At 72.2% G+C, this 13,799-nt stretch carries 14 protein-coding genes; 4 read left to right on the forward strand and 10 right to left on the reverse strand.

Annotation, left to right across the window (positions count from 1 at the left end; all coding sequences use genetic code 11):
• Window positions 1-4: 4 nt before the first annotated feature.
• Entirely contained in the window at window positions 5-901 is an 897-nt protein-coding gene (gene thpD / locus ACFRAC_RS27845) for an ectoine hydroxylase (RefSeq protein WP_382932337.1), read from the forward strand.
• 76 nt (window positions 902-977) lie between these two features.
• On the opposite strand, the gene ACFRAC_RS27850 is transcribed toward thpD, so the two are convergent.
• The 5 genes from ACFRAC_RS27850 to ACFRAC_RS27870 all read right to left on the reverse strand — a co-directional run bounded on the left by ACFRAC_RS27850 (window position 978) and on the right by ACFRAC_RS27870 (window position 5,682).
• A complete protein-coding gene (locus tag ACFRAC_RS27850; protein WP_382932343.1) occupies window positions 978-2,030 on the reverse strand; it encodes an aminotransferase class V-fold PLP-dependent enzyme in 1,053 nt (350 codons plus the stop codon).
• Between the two features lie 99 nt (window positions 2,031-2,129).
• On the reverse strand, window positions 2,130-2,846 hold the full coding sequence (locus tag ACFRAC_RS27855; protein WP_382932346.1) for a DsbA family oxidoreductase: 717 nt from the start codon (window positions 2,844-2,846) through the stop codon (window positions 2,130-2,132).
• A 93-nt stretch (window positions 2,847-2,939) separates the two neighbouring features.
• Window positions 2,940-3,443, reverse strand: coding sequence for a GNAT family N-acetyltransferase (locus tag ACFRAC_RS27860; protein WP_382932356.1), 504 nt, complete (start codon window positions 3,441-3,443; stop codon window positions 2,940-2,942).
• Window positions 3,444-3,496: 53 nt separating this feature from the next.
• Window positions 3,497-4,105, reverse strand: a complete 609-nt coding sequence (locus ACFRAC_RS27865) for a DUF1349 domain-containing protein (protein WP_382932362.1) — start codon at window positions 4,103-4,105, stop codon at window positions 3,497-3,499.
• Between the two features lie 47 nt (window positions 4,106-4,152).
• Window positions 4,153-5,682 carry an aldehyde dehydrogenase (NADP(+)) gene (locus ACFRAC_RS27870; RefSeq protein WP_382932368.1) on the reverse strand — a complete coding sequence of 510 codons (1,530 nt, stop codon included), beginning with the start codon at window positions 5,680-5,682 and terminating at the stop codon, window positions 4,153-4,155.
• Between the two features lie 148 nt (window positions 5,683-5,830).
• Between ACFRAC_RS27870 and ACFRAC_RS27875 the strand changes: the two genes are divergently transcribed.
• From ACFRAC_RS27875 to ACFRAC_RS27885, 3 genes are all read left to right on the forward strand, one after another.
• Window positions 5,831-6,604, forward strand: a complete 774-nt coding sequence (locus ACFRAC_RS27875; RefSeq protein ID WP_382932376.1) for an IclR family transcriptional regulator — start codon at window positions 5,831-5,833, stop codon at window positions 6,602-6,604.
• Between the two features lie 4 nt (window positions 6,605-6,608).
• Window positions 6,609-7,079 (forward strand): GNAT family N-acetyltransferase, encoded by a 471-nt coding sequence (locus tag ACFRAC_RS27880; RefSeq protein ID WP_382932387.1) that lies wholly within the window; start codon window positions 6,609-6,611, stop codon window positions 7,077-7,079.
• A 95-nt stretch (window positions 7,080-7,174) separates the two neighbouring features.
• On the forward strand, window positions 7,175-8,620 hold the full coding sequence (locus ACFRAC_RS27885; RefSeq protein WP_382932396.1) for a peptidoglycan D,D-transpeptidase FtsI family protein: 1,446 nt from the start codon (window positions 7,175-7,177) through the stop codon (window positions 8,618-8,620).
• A 16-nt stretch (window positions 8,621-8,636) separates the two neighbouring features.
• Here ACFRAC_RS27885 and ACFRAC_RS27890 read toward each other — a convergent pair whose 3' ends face one another.
• The 5 genes from ACFRAC_RS27890 to ACFRAC_RS27910 all read right to left on the reverse strand — a co-directional run bounded on the left by ACFRAC_RS27890 (window position 8,637) and on the right by ACFRAC_RS27910 (window position 13,765).
• The gene (locus ACFRAC_RS27890; protein ID WP_382932401.1) at window positions 8,637-10,088 is read right to left on the reverse strand and encodes an NCS2 family permease; all 1,452 of its coding nucleotides are present in this window, start codon (window positions 10,086-10,088) and stop codon (window positions 8,637-8,639) included.
• 679 nt (window positions 10,089-10,767) lie between these two features.
• Window positions 10,768-11,364 carry a TIGR03086 family metal-binding protein gene (locus tag ACFRAC_RS27895; RefSeq protein ID WP_382932406.1) on the reverse strand — a complete coding sequence of 199 codons (597 nt, stop codon included), beginning with the start codon at window positions 11,362-11,364 and terminating at the stop codon, window positions 10,768-10,770.
• Window positions 11,365-11,444: 80 nt separating this feature from the next.
• Window positions 11,445-11,888: a DUF6010 family protein gene (locus ACFRAC_RS27900; protein WP_382932414.1), complete on the reverse strand. Its 444-nt coding sequence runs from the start codon at window positions 11,886-11,888 to the stop codon at window positions 11,445-11,447.
• A 126-nt stretch (window positions 11,889-12,014) separates the two neighbouring features.
• Window positions 12,015-12,806: an ABC transporter permease gene (locus tag ACFRAC_RS27905; protein WP_382932428.1), complete on the reverse strand. Its 792-nt coding sequence runs from the start codon at window positions 12,804-12,806 to the stop codon at window positions 12,015-12,017.
• On the reverse strand, window positions 12,803-13,765 hold the full coding sequence (locus tag ACFRAC_RS27910; protein WP_382932443.1) for an ATP-binding cassette domain-containing protein: 963 nt from the start codon (window positions 13,763-13,765) through the stop codon (window positions 12,803-12,805). Before ACFRAC_RS27910 ends, ACFRAC_RS27905 begins: the two co-directional genes overlap by 4 nt.
• Window positions 13,766-13,799: the final 34 nt, after the last annotated feature.

Consider the following 13,799-nt stretch of genomic DNA (forward strand, 5'->3'; position numbering starts at 1 on the left):
CACCGTGACCACGACCACGCACGTCACCGATCTCTACCCGACCCGCGGTGCCACCGAGGTGGCGACCCCGCGGCAGGACCCCGTCGTCTGGGGTTCCGCGGACACGCCCGGCCCGGTCTCGGCCACTGATCTGCGGGCCCTGGACCGCGACGGCTTCCTCGCCATGGACCAGCTGATCGGCCCGGACGACGTCGCCGTGTACCAGCGCGAGCTGGAGCGGCTCGTGAACGACCCGGAGATCCGCGCGGACGAGCGCTCCATCGTGGAGCCGAAGTCCAAGGAGATCCGGTCCGTCTTCGAGGTGCACAAGATCAGCGAGGTGTTCGCGAACCTCGTGCGCGACGAGCGGGTCGTCGGCCGGGCCCGGCAGATCCTCGGCTCGGACGTCTACGTCCACCAGTCGCGGATCAACGTCAAGCCCGGCTTCGGCGCCAGCGGCTTCTACTGGCACTCGGACTTCGAGACCTGGCACGCCGAGGACGGCCTGCCGAACATGCGCACCATCTCGGTCTCGATCGCGCTGACGGAGAACCACGACACCAACGGCGGGCTGATGATCATGCCCGGCTCCCACAAGACCTTCCTCGGGTGTGCGGGAGAGACGCCGAAGGACAACTACAAGAAGTCGCTCCAGATGCAGGACGCGGGCACGCCGTCCGACGAGGCGCTGACGACGATGGCGTCGGAGTACGGCATCAAGCTCTTCACGGGCAAGGCCGGTTCGGCGACCTGGTTCGACTGCAACTGCATGCACGGCTCCGGCGACAACATCACGCCGTTCCCGCGCAGCAACGTGTTCATCGTGTTCAACAGCGTCGAGAACGCCGCCGTGGACCCCTTCGCGGCTCCGGTCCGGCGGCCGGAGTTCGTCGGCGCGAGGGACTTCACCCCGGTGAGGTGACCTCTCGCGCGCACGGCGACGCGGCCCGCCCGTACTTCTCGTACGGGGGCGGGCCGCGTCGCCGTGTGCGCGGGGCTCAGCCGGACAGGGCGTCCAGCAGCCGGTCGACGTCGGCGGCGGTGTTGTAGAGGTGGAAGGCGGCCCGCAGGTTGCCCGCGCGGTCGGAGACCTCGATGCCCGCGCGGCTCAACTCGGCCTGCCGGGAGCCGAGTCCGGGCACGGACACGATGGCGGAGCCCGGGGCGGGCACCGGGCTGTGCCCGAGGCGGGCCAGGCCCGCGCGGAAGCGGTCGGCCAGCGCGAGGTCGTGGGCCTGGATGGCGGGCACGCCCAGCCGCTCGACCAGTTCCAGGGAGGCGCGCAGCCCGGCGAAGCCGAACAGGGCCGGGCTGATGTCGAACCGCCGTGCGGACCCGGCGAGTTCCCGCACCGGGCCGTAGCAGCTCTCCCACGGCACCTCCCCGGCGATCCAGCCGGCGAGCAGCGGCGTCAGCCCGCCGAAGTCCTCGGGGGCGACGAAGAACGCGATGCCGTGCGGGCCGAGCACCCACTTGAAGGCGACGGCGGCCGTGAAGTCGTCCTCGGCGGCCTCCAGGGGCAGCCAGCCCACCGACTGGGAGGCGTCGACATAGGTGCGGGCCCCATGGGCCCGGGCGGCGCGGCGCACCGCGGACAGGTCGGCGAGCCGCCCGTCGGCGGACTGCGCGGAGCTGACCGCGACGAGCGCGGTGTCCGGACGGACGGACTCGGCGAGGCGCTCCAGCGGGACGGAGCGCACCTTGAGGTCGCCGCGCATGTGGAAGGGGTTCACCAGGGAGGCGAAGTCGCCCTCCGCGGTGAGGACTTCGGCGCCCTCGGGCAGGGAGGCGGCGATCAGCGCACCGTACTCGGCCACGGACCCGCCGAGCGCGACCCGCTCGACGGGGACCCCGGCCAGCCGGGCGAAGGAGGCCCGGACCGCCTCGACGTCCTCGTACAGCGAGCCCAGCGCGACGCCGTCGGCCCGCATCCGCGCGGCCCGGTCGAGGGCGGCGACGGTGCGGGCCGGGAGCAGGCCGTTGCTGGCGGTGTTCAGATAGACGTTCTTCGGGGCGAACTCTGCGCGGACGAGGCTCTCGAAGGTCTCCATGACCCAACTCTGAGCCCTCTGAACCGTGCGGGTCCATTGCGATTTCTTACGTCATTCGTCTAAGCAACGCTTATGTATCGCGGCTGACCTGCGGTTTCGTCAGCCCTGCGGGACCGCGCACCCGTCGGGGCCGCACGCGTCCGCGTCACCCGTGTCGAGGAGCGTCAGCGGCGAACGGTCGCCCCACGCCTGGGTCAGCGCCTGCGTGAAGACCTCGGCGGGCTGGGCGCCCGAGACGCCGTAGGTGCGGTCGAGCACGAAGAACGGGACACCGGTGGCGCCGAGCTGGGCGGCCTCGCGCTCGTCGGCGCGGACGTCGTCGGCGTAGGCGGCCGGGTCGGCGAGGACCCGGCGTACCTCGTCGGCGTCGAGTCCGGCCTCGACGGCCAGCTCCACCAGGCGCTCGTCGCCCTCGGCGAAGACGGACCGCTCCTCGGCGAAGTTCGCCCGGTACAGGATCTGGACGAGCTCGTCCTGGCGGCCGTGCCGCTTGGCGAGGTGCAGCAGGCGGTGCATGTCGAAGGTGCCGCCGTGGTCACGGCCCTCGGTGCGGTAGGCGAGCCCCTCCGCGGCGGCCTGCGCGCCCAGGTTCTCCTCGCCGGCCCGTGCCTGGGCGGCGCTCATGCCGTACTTCTTGGTCAGCATGGTGATCACGGACTGGATGTCGCCCTTGGCGCGCCCGGGGTCCAGTTCGAAGGAACGGTGGACGACCTCGACCTGGTCGCGGTGCGGGAAGGCGGCGAGCGCCTTCTCGAAGCGGGCCTTGCCCACGTAGCACCACGGACAGGCGATGTCGCTCCAGATCTCGACGCGCATGGTGTGTGGCTCTCTTCGGCTCGTTCGGGTGCGGAGACTCCCTCCGCCGGGTCGATGAACGTTCAAGCAGCCGGTTTCATTCCCCCGTGCGGGTCAGGCGCCGGGGACGGCGAAGCGCAGGTACCGGTGGTGGTCGCCGTCGGCGGGCGGGTTGTCCGGGTCGGGCTGCCAGCCCTGGCGGGCGTAGAAGTCCTGGGCGCGCCGGTTGTCCATGTGCACGTCGAGGACGGCCGTGCGCCGGCGGTCGGCCGTCCACTCCTCGACGCAGGCCCGGTGCAGGGCGGTGCCGACGCCCCGGCGCCAGTGATCGGGGTCGACGTGGAACTGGTACAGCTTGACCAGGTCGGCGGGTGCGCCCTCGGGGGTGCGGAACGAGGCCAGGCCGATGAGGCGGCCCCGCTCGACGACGCACAGCACCCGCCCGTCGGGCCGCTCGACGGCGGTGCGCCAGGACGCGGACCAGTCGGTGCCGTCCTGCGGGAGCCCGTCCGGGTAGTAGGTCGCGCGGGCGCGGGCGTGCAGCGCGACGACGTCGGCCAGCTCGGCGGGCAGGGCGGGGCGGATCACGCGGCCCGCCGGGACTCGGTCATGGATCATGCCTCGGAGGACGTGGCCGCGCGCCCCCCGGTTCCGGGCGGCCGGCGCGCCGGTCAGCTCCCGTCGCGCAGGTCCTTGGGCCAGTCGGGCCGGAAGGCGAGGTGGTCGTAGGTCACCACGCAGCCCTCCCCCAGCGGCGACTGGGCCATGAACCCGACCAGGGCGGCTCCGGTCCCCTTCTCGTCGCCGAGCGTGAAGAGGCGGACGAAGGTCCAGCGTTCGCCGTCGCGGGAGGCGTGGAAGGCGAAGGCACGGCCGGTGCGGCTCACCCGCAGCCACACCGAACTCCCGTCCACGGTGAAGGAGTTGGCGTCGTCGGAGTGGCCGCGGGTGACGACCGTGCAGACGGTCGGGACGTCCGGGGAGTACTCCAGGCACAGCTTGGCCCAGGCCCGCTCGCCCACGTGGACGTAGAGCACCCCGGCGTCGAAGGCGCCGGCGAACCCGACGGTGACCCGGGCGATCAGCTGGAAGTCGCCCTCGGGCGCGCCCAGCAGCCGCGGTGCGTCGGAGGCGGCGTCCAGGGCTTCCCCGGTGGGCGGCACGAAGCGGTCCTGCCGCGGGCCGGCCCAGCCGGAGAGGATGCCGTCCTCGTAGGCCCAGTGGCCGTCCGGGCCGTAGGTGCGCAGCGGGAACGGCAGTTCGGGTATCTCCAGGTCCATGACCGGATTCTTCCAGGCGCGGTGGCGGAACGCCCGCCCCGGCGCCGTCAGACCTCCAGGGCGCCGTTGAGGCGGCGGGGCAGCCCGAGCGGGTTGTCGTCCCGCAGCTCCGGGGGCAGCAGCGCCTCGGGCGCCCCCTGGTACACGACGGGCCGCAGCCAGCGCTCGATGGCCGTGCCGCCGACCGAGGTGGAGGTCGAGGTCGTCGCCGGGTAGGGCCCGCCGTGGTGCTGGGCCGGGGCGACGGCCACACCCGTCGGCCATCCGTTGACGAGGACGCGTCCGGCCAGCGGCGTCAGCTCCGCCAGGATGCCGGCCCCGCGTCCCTGACCCGCGGCCTCCTCGGCGGACAGGTGGACGGTCGCCGTCAGGTTGCCCGGCAGCCGGGACAGCACCCGGGTGGCCTCGGCCTCGTCGTCGTAGCGGACGACCACCGTCACCGGCCCGAAGCACTCCTCCAGGAGCACGTCGTGGGCGCCCTCCTCGGCCAGCGCGCTCGCGGAGACCGTGAGGAACCCGGCGCTGACGGTGTGCTCGCCGCCCGCGCCCGGGGTCACCGGCGAGTCCACCTCGGGCAGTCCCTTGCGCTCGGCCACGCCGGCGAGGAAGTTGTCACGCATCCGGTGGTCGAGCAGGACGCCCGCCTCGGAGTCGCTGACGGCGTCGGTCAGCGACTTGACCAGGCCGTCGCCGGCCGCGCCGGACGGCACCAGGACGAGGCCCGGCTTCACGCAGAACTGCCCGACGCCCAGCGTCATCGAGCCCGCGAGCCCGGTGCCGATGGCCTCGCCGCGCTCGGCCGCGGCCGCCTCGGTGACGAGCACCGGGTTCAGCGAGCCCAGTTCGCCGTGGAAGGGGATCGGGACCGGGCGGGCGGCCGCCGCGTCGAACAGCGCCCGGCCGCCGCGCACCGACCCGGTGAAGCCGGCCGCGGCGACCAGCGGGTGCCGGATGAGTTCGAGACCGGCCTCGAAGCCGTGCACCAGGCCGACGGCGCCGGCCGGGACGCCGTGCTCGGCGGCGGCCGTGCGCAGCACATGGGCGACCAGCTCGGAGAGCGCGGGGTGGTCGGGGTGGGCCTTGACGACGACCGGGCAGCCCGCGGCGAGGGCGCTCGCGGTGTCGCCGCCCGCGACGGAGAAGGCGAAGGGGAAGTTGGACGCCGAGTAGACGGCGACGACGCCGAGCGGGACCTTGTAGCGGCGCAGGTCCGGCACGGGCGGGGTGGCGGTGTCGTCGGGGTGGTCGATGACGACGCCGAGGAAGGCGCCCTCGTCGACGATGTCGGCGAAGGCCCTCAGCTGGTAGCAGGTGCGGGTGAGTTCGCCGGTGAGCCGGACGGGGCCGAGCGCGGTCTCGGCGTCGGCGGCCTCGACGAGCTGGTCCCCGGCGGCCTGGAGCCGGTCGGCGGCGGTGCGCAGGAAGGCGGCGCGGACGGTGCGGTCGGCGAGGGAGGCGCGCGCCTCGTGCGCGGCGCGGACCGCGGTGTCCACCTCCTCGGCCGTGGCCTCGACCGCGACCTGTTCACGCTGCTTCCCGGTTCGGGGGTCGACACTCCAGACTGGTGCTGCTGCCACCGCGGGTCCCTCCACCTGTATTGCCGCACTTCGGAAACTGCACGGCCATCCACCAGGCTCGTTCGATATACTGAACGTTGTCTCTGATGATGAATGTGCTGCGGAGACCCTATCCGCAGATCCTCGTCGAACAAAGGGGTCAAGGGCGATGACGGCTGGCGAGACGGGCGGCGGGGCACAGGTCAAGTCCGCGGTACGGACGGTCGAACTGCTGGAGTACTTCGCCGGGCGCCCCGGCATGCACTCCCTCGCGGCGGTCCAGGAGGCCGTCGGCTATCCCAAGTCCAGCCTCTACATGCTGCTGCGCACCCTGGTCGAGCTGGGCTGGGTGGAGACCGACGCGACGGGCACCCGGTACGGCATCGGCGTCCGCGCCCTGCTCGTCGGCACCTCCTACATCGACGGCGACGAGGTGGTCGCGGCGGCCCGGCCCACCCTGGACCGGCTCTCCGACGACACGACGGAGACCATCCACCTGGCCCGCCTCGACGGCACCAACGTGGTGTACCTGGCCACCCGCCAGTCCCAGCACTACCTGCGGCCCTTCACTCGGGTCGGGCGCCGTCTGCCCGCGCACTCGACCTCGCTCGGCAAGGCGCTGCTGAGCACGTACTCCGACGAGCAGGTCCGCAAGATGCTCCCGGAGACGCTGCCCGCGCTGACGGAGAACACCATCACCGACCGGGAGAAGCTCATCGAGGAGCTGCACCAGGTCCGCGAGCAGGGCTTCGCCGTCGACCGCGAGGAGAACACGCTGGGGCTGCGCTGCTTCGGCGTCGCCATCCCCTACCGCACACCGGCCCGGGACGCGATCAGCTGCTCGGTCCCGGTGGCGCGGCTGACGCCCGCGCACGAGCAGATGGTGAAGGACGCGCTGTTCGACGCGCGGGACAGACTGACCCTGGCCACCCGTAGGCTCTGACGTCATGGACGTCGAACTGCGCACGGTGCACCACAGCGACCTGCCGGTCTTCTACCGCCAGCTGAACGATCCGGAGGCCCTGCACATGGCGGCCTTCACCCCCGAGGACCCGGCCGACCGGGCCGCGTTCGACGCCCACTGGCGGCGCGTCCTGGCCTCCTCCGACGTCCCGCGCACGATCCTGGCCGACGGGGACGTGGTGGGCAGCGCCGCCGTGTACGGGGAGCCCGGTGAGCGGGAGGTGACGTACTGGGTCGACCGCGCGTACTGGGGCCGGGGCATCGCGACGGCGGCCTTGCGCCGGCTGCTCGAGGAGGTGCCCGAGCGCCCGCTGTTCGCACGCGCGGCCGCGGACAACGAGGGCTCGCTGCGGGTGCTGCTCAAGTGCGGTTTCCGGGTGACGGCGAAGGCGCGCGGCTTCGCGCCCGCGCGGGGCACGGAGATCGACGAGCTCGTCCTGCACCTGGAGGACTGACGCACCCGCCCGCCGGAGCCCGCTCCATGAACGTCCGATGAGAAAACGGGACGCATGGAACGATCGCGCCCGATTCGTTCGTCTCTGGAAGTGGGATGAACAAGACGATCAGGCGGGCCTCCGTCTTCACACTGCTCCTGGTGCTCGCCCTGCTGGTCAGGGCGACCTGGGTGCAGTTCTACGACGGCCGTGCCCTCGCGGACGACAAGGACAACCGGCGGAACACGATCGCGCTGTACAGCGCGCCGCTCGGCGACATCATCGTGGGCGGCAAGCCGGTCACCGGCTCGGCCCCGACGACGGGCGGTGACCTGGCGTACAAGCGGACGTACCGGGACGGCGCGCTGTACGCGGCCGTGACCGGCTACAGCTCGCAGGCGTTCGGGGCCACCCAGCTGGAGGGCGTCTACCGCGACCTGCTCGACGGCACCGACAGCCGTCTCAAGGGCGTGCTGGACACGGTGACCAACAAGCGGTCCGACCCGGGCAACGTCGTCACCACGATCGACCCCGCCGTGCAGAAGGCCGCCTACGACGCGCTCGGCGACAAGAAGGGTGCGGCCGTCGCGATCGACCCGTCCTCGGGCCGGATCCTGGCGGTCGCCTCCACCCCGTCGTACGACCCGTCGAAGATCACCACCGGTGACGCGGACGCCTGGAAGCGGTTGACCGGCGACCCGGACAAGCCCATGACGAACCGCGCGCTGCGCCAGCCGCTGCCGCCCGGCTCGACGTTCAAGCTGGTCGTCGCCGCGGCGGCACTGGAGGACGGCCTGTACAAGTCGGTGGACGACCCGACGGACAGCCCGGACCCGTACCCGCTGGCGCAGTCGAACAGCAAGCTGACGAACGAGAACCCCTCGGCGCCCTGCGAGGACGCCTCCATCCGCGTCGCCCTGCAGTACTCGTGCAACAACGTCTTCGCGAGCCTCGCCGTCGATCTGGGCCAGGACAAGGTCCGCGCGATGGCCGAGAAGTTCGGCTTCAACGACGACGAGCGGGACGTGCCCGTGCGGGCGTACGAGAGCGTGTACCCGACGGACATGGACGAGGCACAGACCGCGCTGTCCGGCATCGGGCAGTTCGACGTCACCGCGACGCCGCTGCAGATGGCCATGGTGTCGGCCGCCATCGCCAACGGCGGCACGCTGGTCTCACCGCACATGGTGGCGCAGATCACCGACGGTGGCGGCGACGTCCTGGAGGACTACGACGACCGCGCGGGGAGCGAGGAGATCGTCAGCTCCCGCACCGCCGAACAGCTGCAGTCGGCGATGCGCACGGTCGTCGAGGACGGCACCGGCACCAACGCGCGCATCGCGGGCGCGACCGTCGGCGGCAAGACGGGCACCGCCCAGCACGGCGAGAAGAACAGCAAGACGCCGTACGCCTGGTTCACGTCCTACGCGAAGGCCGACGGCAAGGAGGTCGCCGTGGCGGTGCTGGTGGAGCAGTCGGACGCGGCCCGCTCCGAGGTCAGCGGCAACGGCCTGGCCGCCCCCGTGGCCCGGAAGGTGATGGAGGCGGCCCTGCGCGGCTAGGGCGTGTTGGGCGCCGTCACCGTACGCCGAGGAGCTGCTCGATCGGGTCGATGGCGAAGTACACCAGGAACAGCGCCGAGGTGCCCCACAGCAGCCAGTGCACCTCCTTGGCCCGGCCGAGCACGATCTTGATCAGGACGTAGGCGACGAACCCCGCGCCGATGCCGTTGGTGATCGAGTACGTGAAGGGCATGACAGCGATGGTCAGGAACGCCGGGATGGCGATCTCGTACGTGTCCCACTCGATGTTCTTGACCTGCGTCATCATCAGGAAGCCCACGGCGACCAGGGCGGGGGCGGCGGCCTGGAGCGGGACGATGGTGAGCAGCGGGGTGAGGAACAGCGCGAGCGCGAAGAGGCCGCCGGTGACCAGGTTGGCGAAGCCCGTGCGGGCCCCCTCCCCCACGCCGGCCGCCGACTCGATGTAGGAGGTGGCGGAGGAGGCCGACGCCGCGCCGCCCGCGGCCGCCGCGGCACCGTCGATGAGCAGCACCCGCCCGAGGTTCGGCACCTTGCCCTGCTCGTCGAGGAGGCCGGCCTCCGCGCTGACGCCGACGACCGTGCCCATGGTGTCGAAGAAGTCCGACAGGATCAGCGTGAAGATCAGCAGGACCACGGTGAGGGCGGTGGTCTCCCCGAAGGCGCCGAACAGGCTGAAGTGGCCGAGGAGGCCGAAGTCGGGGGTGTCCACCACCTGGTCGGGCCACGCGGGGGTGGTCAGGCCCCAGCTCTTGACGTCGGCCAGGGAGTCGATGATCATCGCGACGACCGTCATGGTGACGATGCTGATCAGGATGGCGCCCTTCACCTTGCGGGCGAGCAGGGCGATCGTCAGCAGGACGCCGACGCAGAACACCAGGATCGGCCAGCCCCCGAGGGAGCCGGTGCCACCGAGCTGGACCGGCACGGTGGTGTTCGCGGCGTCCGGGATACGGCTGACGAAGCCGGCGTCGACGAAGCCGATGAACGCGATGAACAGGCCGATCCCGACGCTGATCGCCTGCTTGAGCGGCTGCGGGATGGCGTGCATGACGGCCTCGCGCAGCCCGGTGACGACGAGCCCGCAGATCAGCAGGCCCTCCAGCACGATCAGCCCCATCGCGTCGTCCCACGACATGAGCGGTGCGATCTGGAAGGCGACGACGGCGTTGAGGCCGAGACCGGCGGCGAGCGCGAGGGGCAGGTTGCCGCCGACGCCCATGATGACGGTCATGACCGCGGCGACCAGGGCGGTGGCGGTGGTGAGCTGGACGGGGTCGAGCTGGTGGCCGAACTTGTCCTTGGCACTGCCCAGGATGATGGGGTTCAGGACAAGGATGTAGGCCATCGTGAAGAAGGTGGCGAAGCCGCCGCGTATCTCCCGGGGCAGGGTGGACCCGCGCTCGGATATCCGGAAGAAACGGTCGAGGCTGCTCACGCCCGGTTCGGGGGCTCTGGCCCGGTCGTCCACCTTCTGCGCTTCTGACATGGCGTCACTCCTCGTCGCCCGAAGGATCACTGTGCGAATGCTGGCTGGATTGTTCCCCCGCCGTGGGGGTTTCAGGTTTTCGCCGTGTTACGGAAGGGCATCGGCGGAAGACCTCCCGCGCGTCCGCGGCCGTCGAGGCAACCGAACTCCGGTTCCCGTCATCTGACTTCATGGAGCGCCCCCCACACGCCCCGGGACCTGCCGGCCTGAGCCCCCCTCGGCCGGCAGCGCCGAACGCCCCGCCGGTGACGACCGGCGGGGCGTTCGCTCTTCGTCGGGGCGCCGAGCGGTCGGGTCGGAGCCCGGGCGCCCAGGGTGGGGCGACCCTGTAGAAGCCGCGCGGCGCCTCCCCGCTGATCCGGCCGCGGGTCACGGGGAAGTCGTACGGGGTGGCGCGGGCCGTCGACGGGACGAACACGAAACCGCACGGGACGCCCGCGAGGTCCGTCCTGGTCAGGGTGCGGGAGGGGCCGTTCCCGAAGACGGCGGTGGCCCGCCCGAGGACGAAGTCGACCTTGCCCTCGGCGTGGCCGTGCGCGAAGTACCGACGGCGAGGGCGTCGAGGGCGCGGAAGCCGGCGTGCAGGGTGTTCTGGTGGCCGAGGAAGCGGCAGTGGTGGAACGCGCGGCGGTCGGCCCGCACCTCGGCGGGCCGGACCGGGGGCGGGCCCCCCGTTCCCCTACGGGGCCGGGCTCCAGCCGGGGTTCCGCCCGCTCAGGCCCACCGCCCGGTCCAGCAGGGGCGCCTCGTCCGGCACCGGGACGACGGGACCGAAGATGCCGTCCCCGCCCTGGCCGTTCTCGTCGGCGGCGGCCCGCAGGAACTCGTAGGAGGCCCGCACCGCGGCGGGGTCGGGGTCGTACGGCTGCCCGGTGGCGCGGGCCAGGTCCCAGCCGTGGATCACCAGTTCGTCCACGGCGACCGCGCCCGCGACGGCGCCGGGCATGTCGATGCCTCCCGCGCGGGTCGTCCCGGTCCACGGGCCGGGGGCCCGCCACACCTCGGCGAGCTCGTCGAGGACCTTGGGCAGTTCCTCGCGCCAGCCGGGCCCGATGTCCGGCACGGCGGACTCCGGGCTGGTGTCCGTCGTGGCGCCCAGGTCCTTGCGGCCGGCGTCGCGGAAGGCGACGGACAGGCCGAGCAGGTGGCCCAGCAGATGACGGACGGCGAGGTCCGGGCAGGGCGTCGGTGCCGCGAGCTGGTCGTCCCGGACGGCCAGGGCGAGACGGGCGACGGCGCGCGCCTGAGGTCCGAGGTCGAGAGTGGTGTCCGTCATGAGCCGGCTCCTCACGGATCGATCGTGTGAAGGGTGGACCGGCCGCGGGGCCGGAACTCATCGGTGCCCGCCCCGCCGGGTCAGCGCGTCGTGAGGGCGGCCGCCCGCGCCGGGTCCCCGGCCCGCTCCCCCGTTCCCCGCAGCCCCGCCCACAGCTCGCGCGGGGTCCTGCCGCCCGCGAAGCACCACAGGGCGATCACCGGGTCGCAGATCGCGCAGCCCAGCGAGGAGGTGTGGGCGAAGGGGATGATCGGGTTGCCCTTGAGGTGGTGGACGGCGTCCCACGCGGTGTGGAGCAGCCAGGCGACGCCCACGAACGTCCAGGAGTCCAGTCCCCGGTACGCGACCCAGGTGGCCACCGCCGTGAACGCGAACTCCCAGCCGCCCAGCCCGCCGCCGCTCAGATAGGCGGCTCCCGCGCCGGCCACCATGACGGCGTTGAAGCGGCGCCGGTGCGGCTCCCGGATGAGGGACATCAGGAGGACGTAGACGAGACCGACGCCGATCGGTGCGACGTACTGCATGCGAAGTGCCTTTTCCCATGGACCACGTGGACAGGCCACCACGCTAGGTCCGGGTGCCGGCCCGCCCCAGGGGGAGAACCGACAGGTTCCGGCGGATTCCCGCCGGGCTCCGGCCCGCCCCGGTGGTCACTTCGGTTCGGCGTCGAACCGGGCCGTCGACCAGCGGTGGCCGAGGACCGCGAGGCCCAGGCACCAGGCCACGGCCAGCCAGCCGTGGTGACCGATGCCGGTGCCGAGGAGCAGCCCCCGCAGGGTCTCGATGGCCGGGGTGAACGGCTGGTACTCGGCGATCGGCCGGAACCAGCCCGGCATCGCGTCGAGGGGGACGAACGCGCTGGACAGCAGCGGCAGCAGGATCAGCGGCAGCGCGTTGTTGCCGGCGGCCTCGGCGTTCGGGCTGATCAGGCCCATGCCGACCGCGATCCAGGTCAGCGCGGTGGCGAAGAGCACGAGCAGTCCGAACGCGGCGACCCACTCCAGGACGGTGGCGTCGGTGGAGCGGAAGCCGATGGCCACGCCCACCGCGCCGACGACGACCACACTGGCCACCGACTGGATCACACTGCCGACGACGTGCCCGACGATCACGGAGCCGCGGTGGATCGCCATGGTGCGGAAGCGGGCGATGATGCCCTCGGTCATGTCGTTGGAGACGGAGACCGCGGTGCCGACCGTGGTGCTGCCGATGGTCATGAGCAGGATGCCGGGCACGATGTACGCGACGTACGCGGAGCGGTCGGCGGCACCGCCGCCGATGCCGGCGCTCATCGTGTCGCCGAAGACGTAGACGAAGAGCAGCAACAGCATGACCGGCGTGAGCAGCAGGTTCAGCGTGAGGGACGGGTAGCGCCGGGCGTGCAGCAGGTTGCGGCGCAGCATGGTCGAGGAGTCGCGTACGGCGAGGGAGAGGGTGCTCATCGGGCGTTCTCCTTGGGTTGTCCGGGGATGACGGCGTCGCCGGTCAGGGCGAAGAAGACGTCGTCGAGGTCGGGGGTGTGCACGGTCAGCTCGTCGGCCTCGATGCCGAGGGAGTCGAGCCGGCCGAGGAGCGCGTGCAGTTCGCGCTGGCTGCCGCCGCTCGGGATCTGCAGCGCGAGGGCCTCGTCGTCCCGGTGGACCTCGCGCAGCGCGGCGCAGGCGCCCCGGTAGGCGGCCGGGTCGGTGAAGCGGAGCCTGACGTGTCCGCCGGGGACCAGCCGCTTGAGTTCCTCGGCGGTCCCCTCGGCCGCGATCGTGCCGTCGTTCAGCACGGCGATGCGGTCGGCGAGTTCGTCGGCCTCCTCCAGGTACTGGGTGGTGAGGAAGACGGTGACACCGTCGGCGACCAGTTCGCGGATGATCTGCCACATGGAGTGCCGCGAGCGCGGGTCGAGACCGGTGGTCGGCTCGTCGAGGAAGATGATCCTCGGGTCGCCGACCAGCGTCATGGCGATGTCCAGGCGCCGCTTCATGCCGCCGGAGTAGGTGGACGCGGGCTTCCGGGCCGCCTCGGTGAGGTCGAAGCGCTCCAGCAGTTCGGCGGCGGCCCGCCGGCCCTCCCCCTTGGAGAGGTGGTGCAGGTCGGCCATGAGGAGCATGTTCTCCTCGCCGGTGATCAGGCCGTCGACGGCGGAGAACTGCCCGGTGACGCCTATGGCGGCGCGTACGGCCTGGGGGTCGGCGGCGAGGTCGTGGCCGCCGACCCGGATCGGGCCGCTGCCGGGTCCGGGCGGGATGAGGGTGGACAGGATCTTGACGGCGGTGGTCTTCCCGGCACCGTTGGGTCCGAGCAGGGAGAAGATCGATCCCTGGGGGACGGTCAGGTCGACGCCGTCGAGGACGGTCGTGTCGCCGTAGGACTTGCGCAGGTCGTGCGCGGTGATGGCCGCGTCGGTCATGAGTGGGTTCCCCCTGTGTGGTCCGGGTGTGGCG

The sequence above is a fragment of the Streptomyces sp. NPDC056628 genome, assembly GCF_042792555.1.
In the GTDB taxonomy this organism is placed as follows: Bacteria; Actinomycetota; Actinomycetes; order Streptomycetales; family Streptomycetaceae; genus Streptomyces.

Bases quoted from the DNA above. Each gene is read 5' to 3' on its own strand.
- ACFRAC_RS27850 (WP_382932343.1), bottom strand. From the start codon at position 2,030: ATGGAGACCTTCGAGAGCCTCGTCCGCGCAGAGTTCGCCCCGAAGAAC.
- ACFRAC_RS27855 (WP_382932346.1), bottom strand. From the start codon at position 2,846: ATGCGCGTCGAGATCTGGAGCGACATCGCCTGTCCGTGGTGCTACGTG.
- ACFRAC_RS27860 (WP_382932356.1), bottom strand. From the start codon at position 3,443: ATGATCCATGACCGAGTCCCGGCGGGCCGCGTGATCCGCCCCGCCCTG.
- ACFRAC_RS27865 (WP_382932362.1), bottom strand. From the start codon at position 4,105: ATGGACCTGGAGATACCCGAACTGCCGTTCCCGCTGCGCACCTACGGC.
- ACFRAC_RS27875 (WP_382932376.1), top strand. From the start codon at position 5,831: ATGACGGCTGGCGAGACGGGCGGCGGGGCACAGGTCAAGTCCGCGGTA.
- ACFRAC_RS27880 (WP_382932387.1), top strand. From the start codon at position 6,609: ATGGACGTCGAACTGCGCACGGTGCACCACAGCGACCTGCCGGTCTTC.
- ACFRAC_RS27885 (WP_382932396.1), top strand. From the start codon at position 7,175: ATGAACAAGACGATCAGGCGGGCCTCCGTCTTCACACTGCTCCTGGTG.
- ACFRAC_RS27890 (WP_382932401.1), bottom strand. From the start codon at position 10,088: ATGTCAGAAGCGCAGAAGGTGGACGACCGGGCCAGAGCCCCCGAACCG.
- ACFRAC_RS27895 (WP_382932406.1), bottom strand. From the start codon at position 11,364: ATGACGGACACCACTCTCGACCTCGGACCTCAGGCGCGCGCCGTCGCC.
- ACFRAC_RS27900 (WP_382932414.1), bottom strand. From the start codon at position 11,888: ATGCAGTACGTCGCACCGATCGGCGTCGGTCTCGTCTACGTCCTCCTG.
- ACFRAC_RS27905 (WP_382932428.1), bottom strand. From the start codon at position 12,806: ATGAGCACCCTCTCCCTCGCCGTACGCGACTCCTCGACCATGCTGCGC.
- ACFRAC_RS27910 (WP_382932443.1), bottom strand. From the start codon at position 13,765: ATGACCGACGCGGCCATCACCGCGCACGACCTGCGCAAGTCCTACGGC.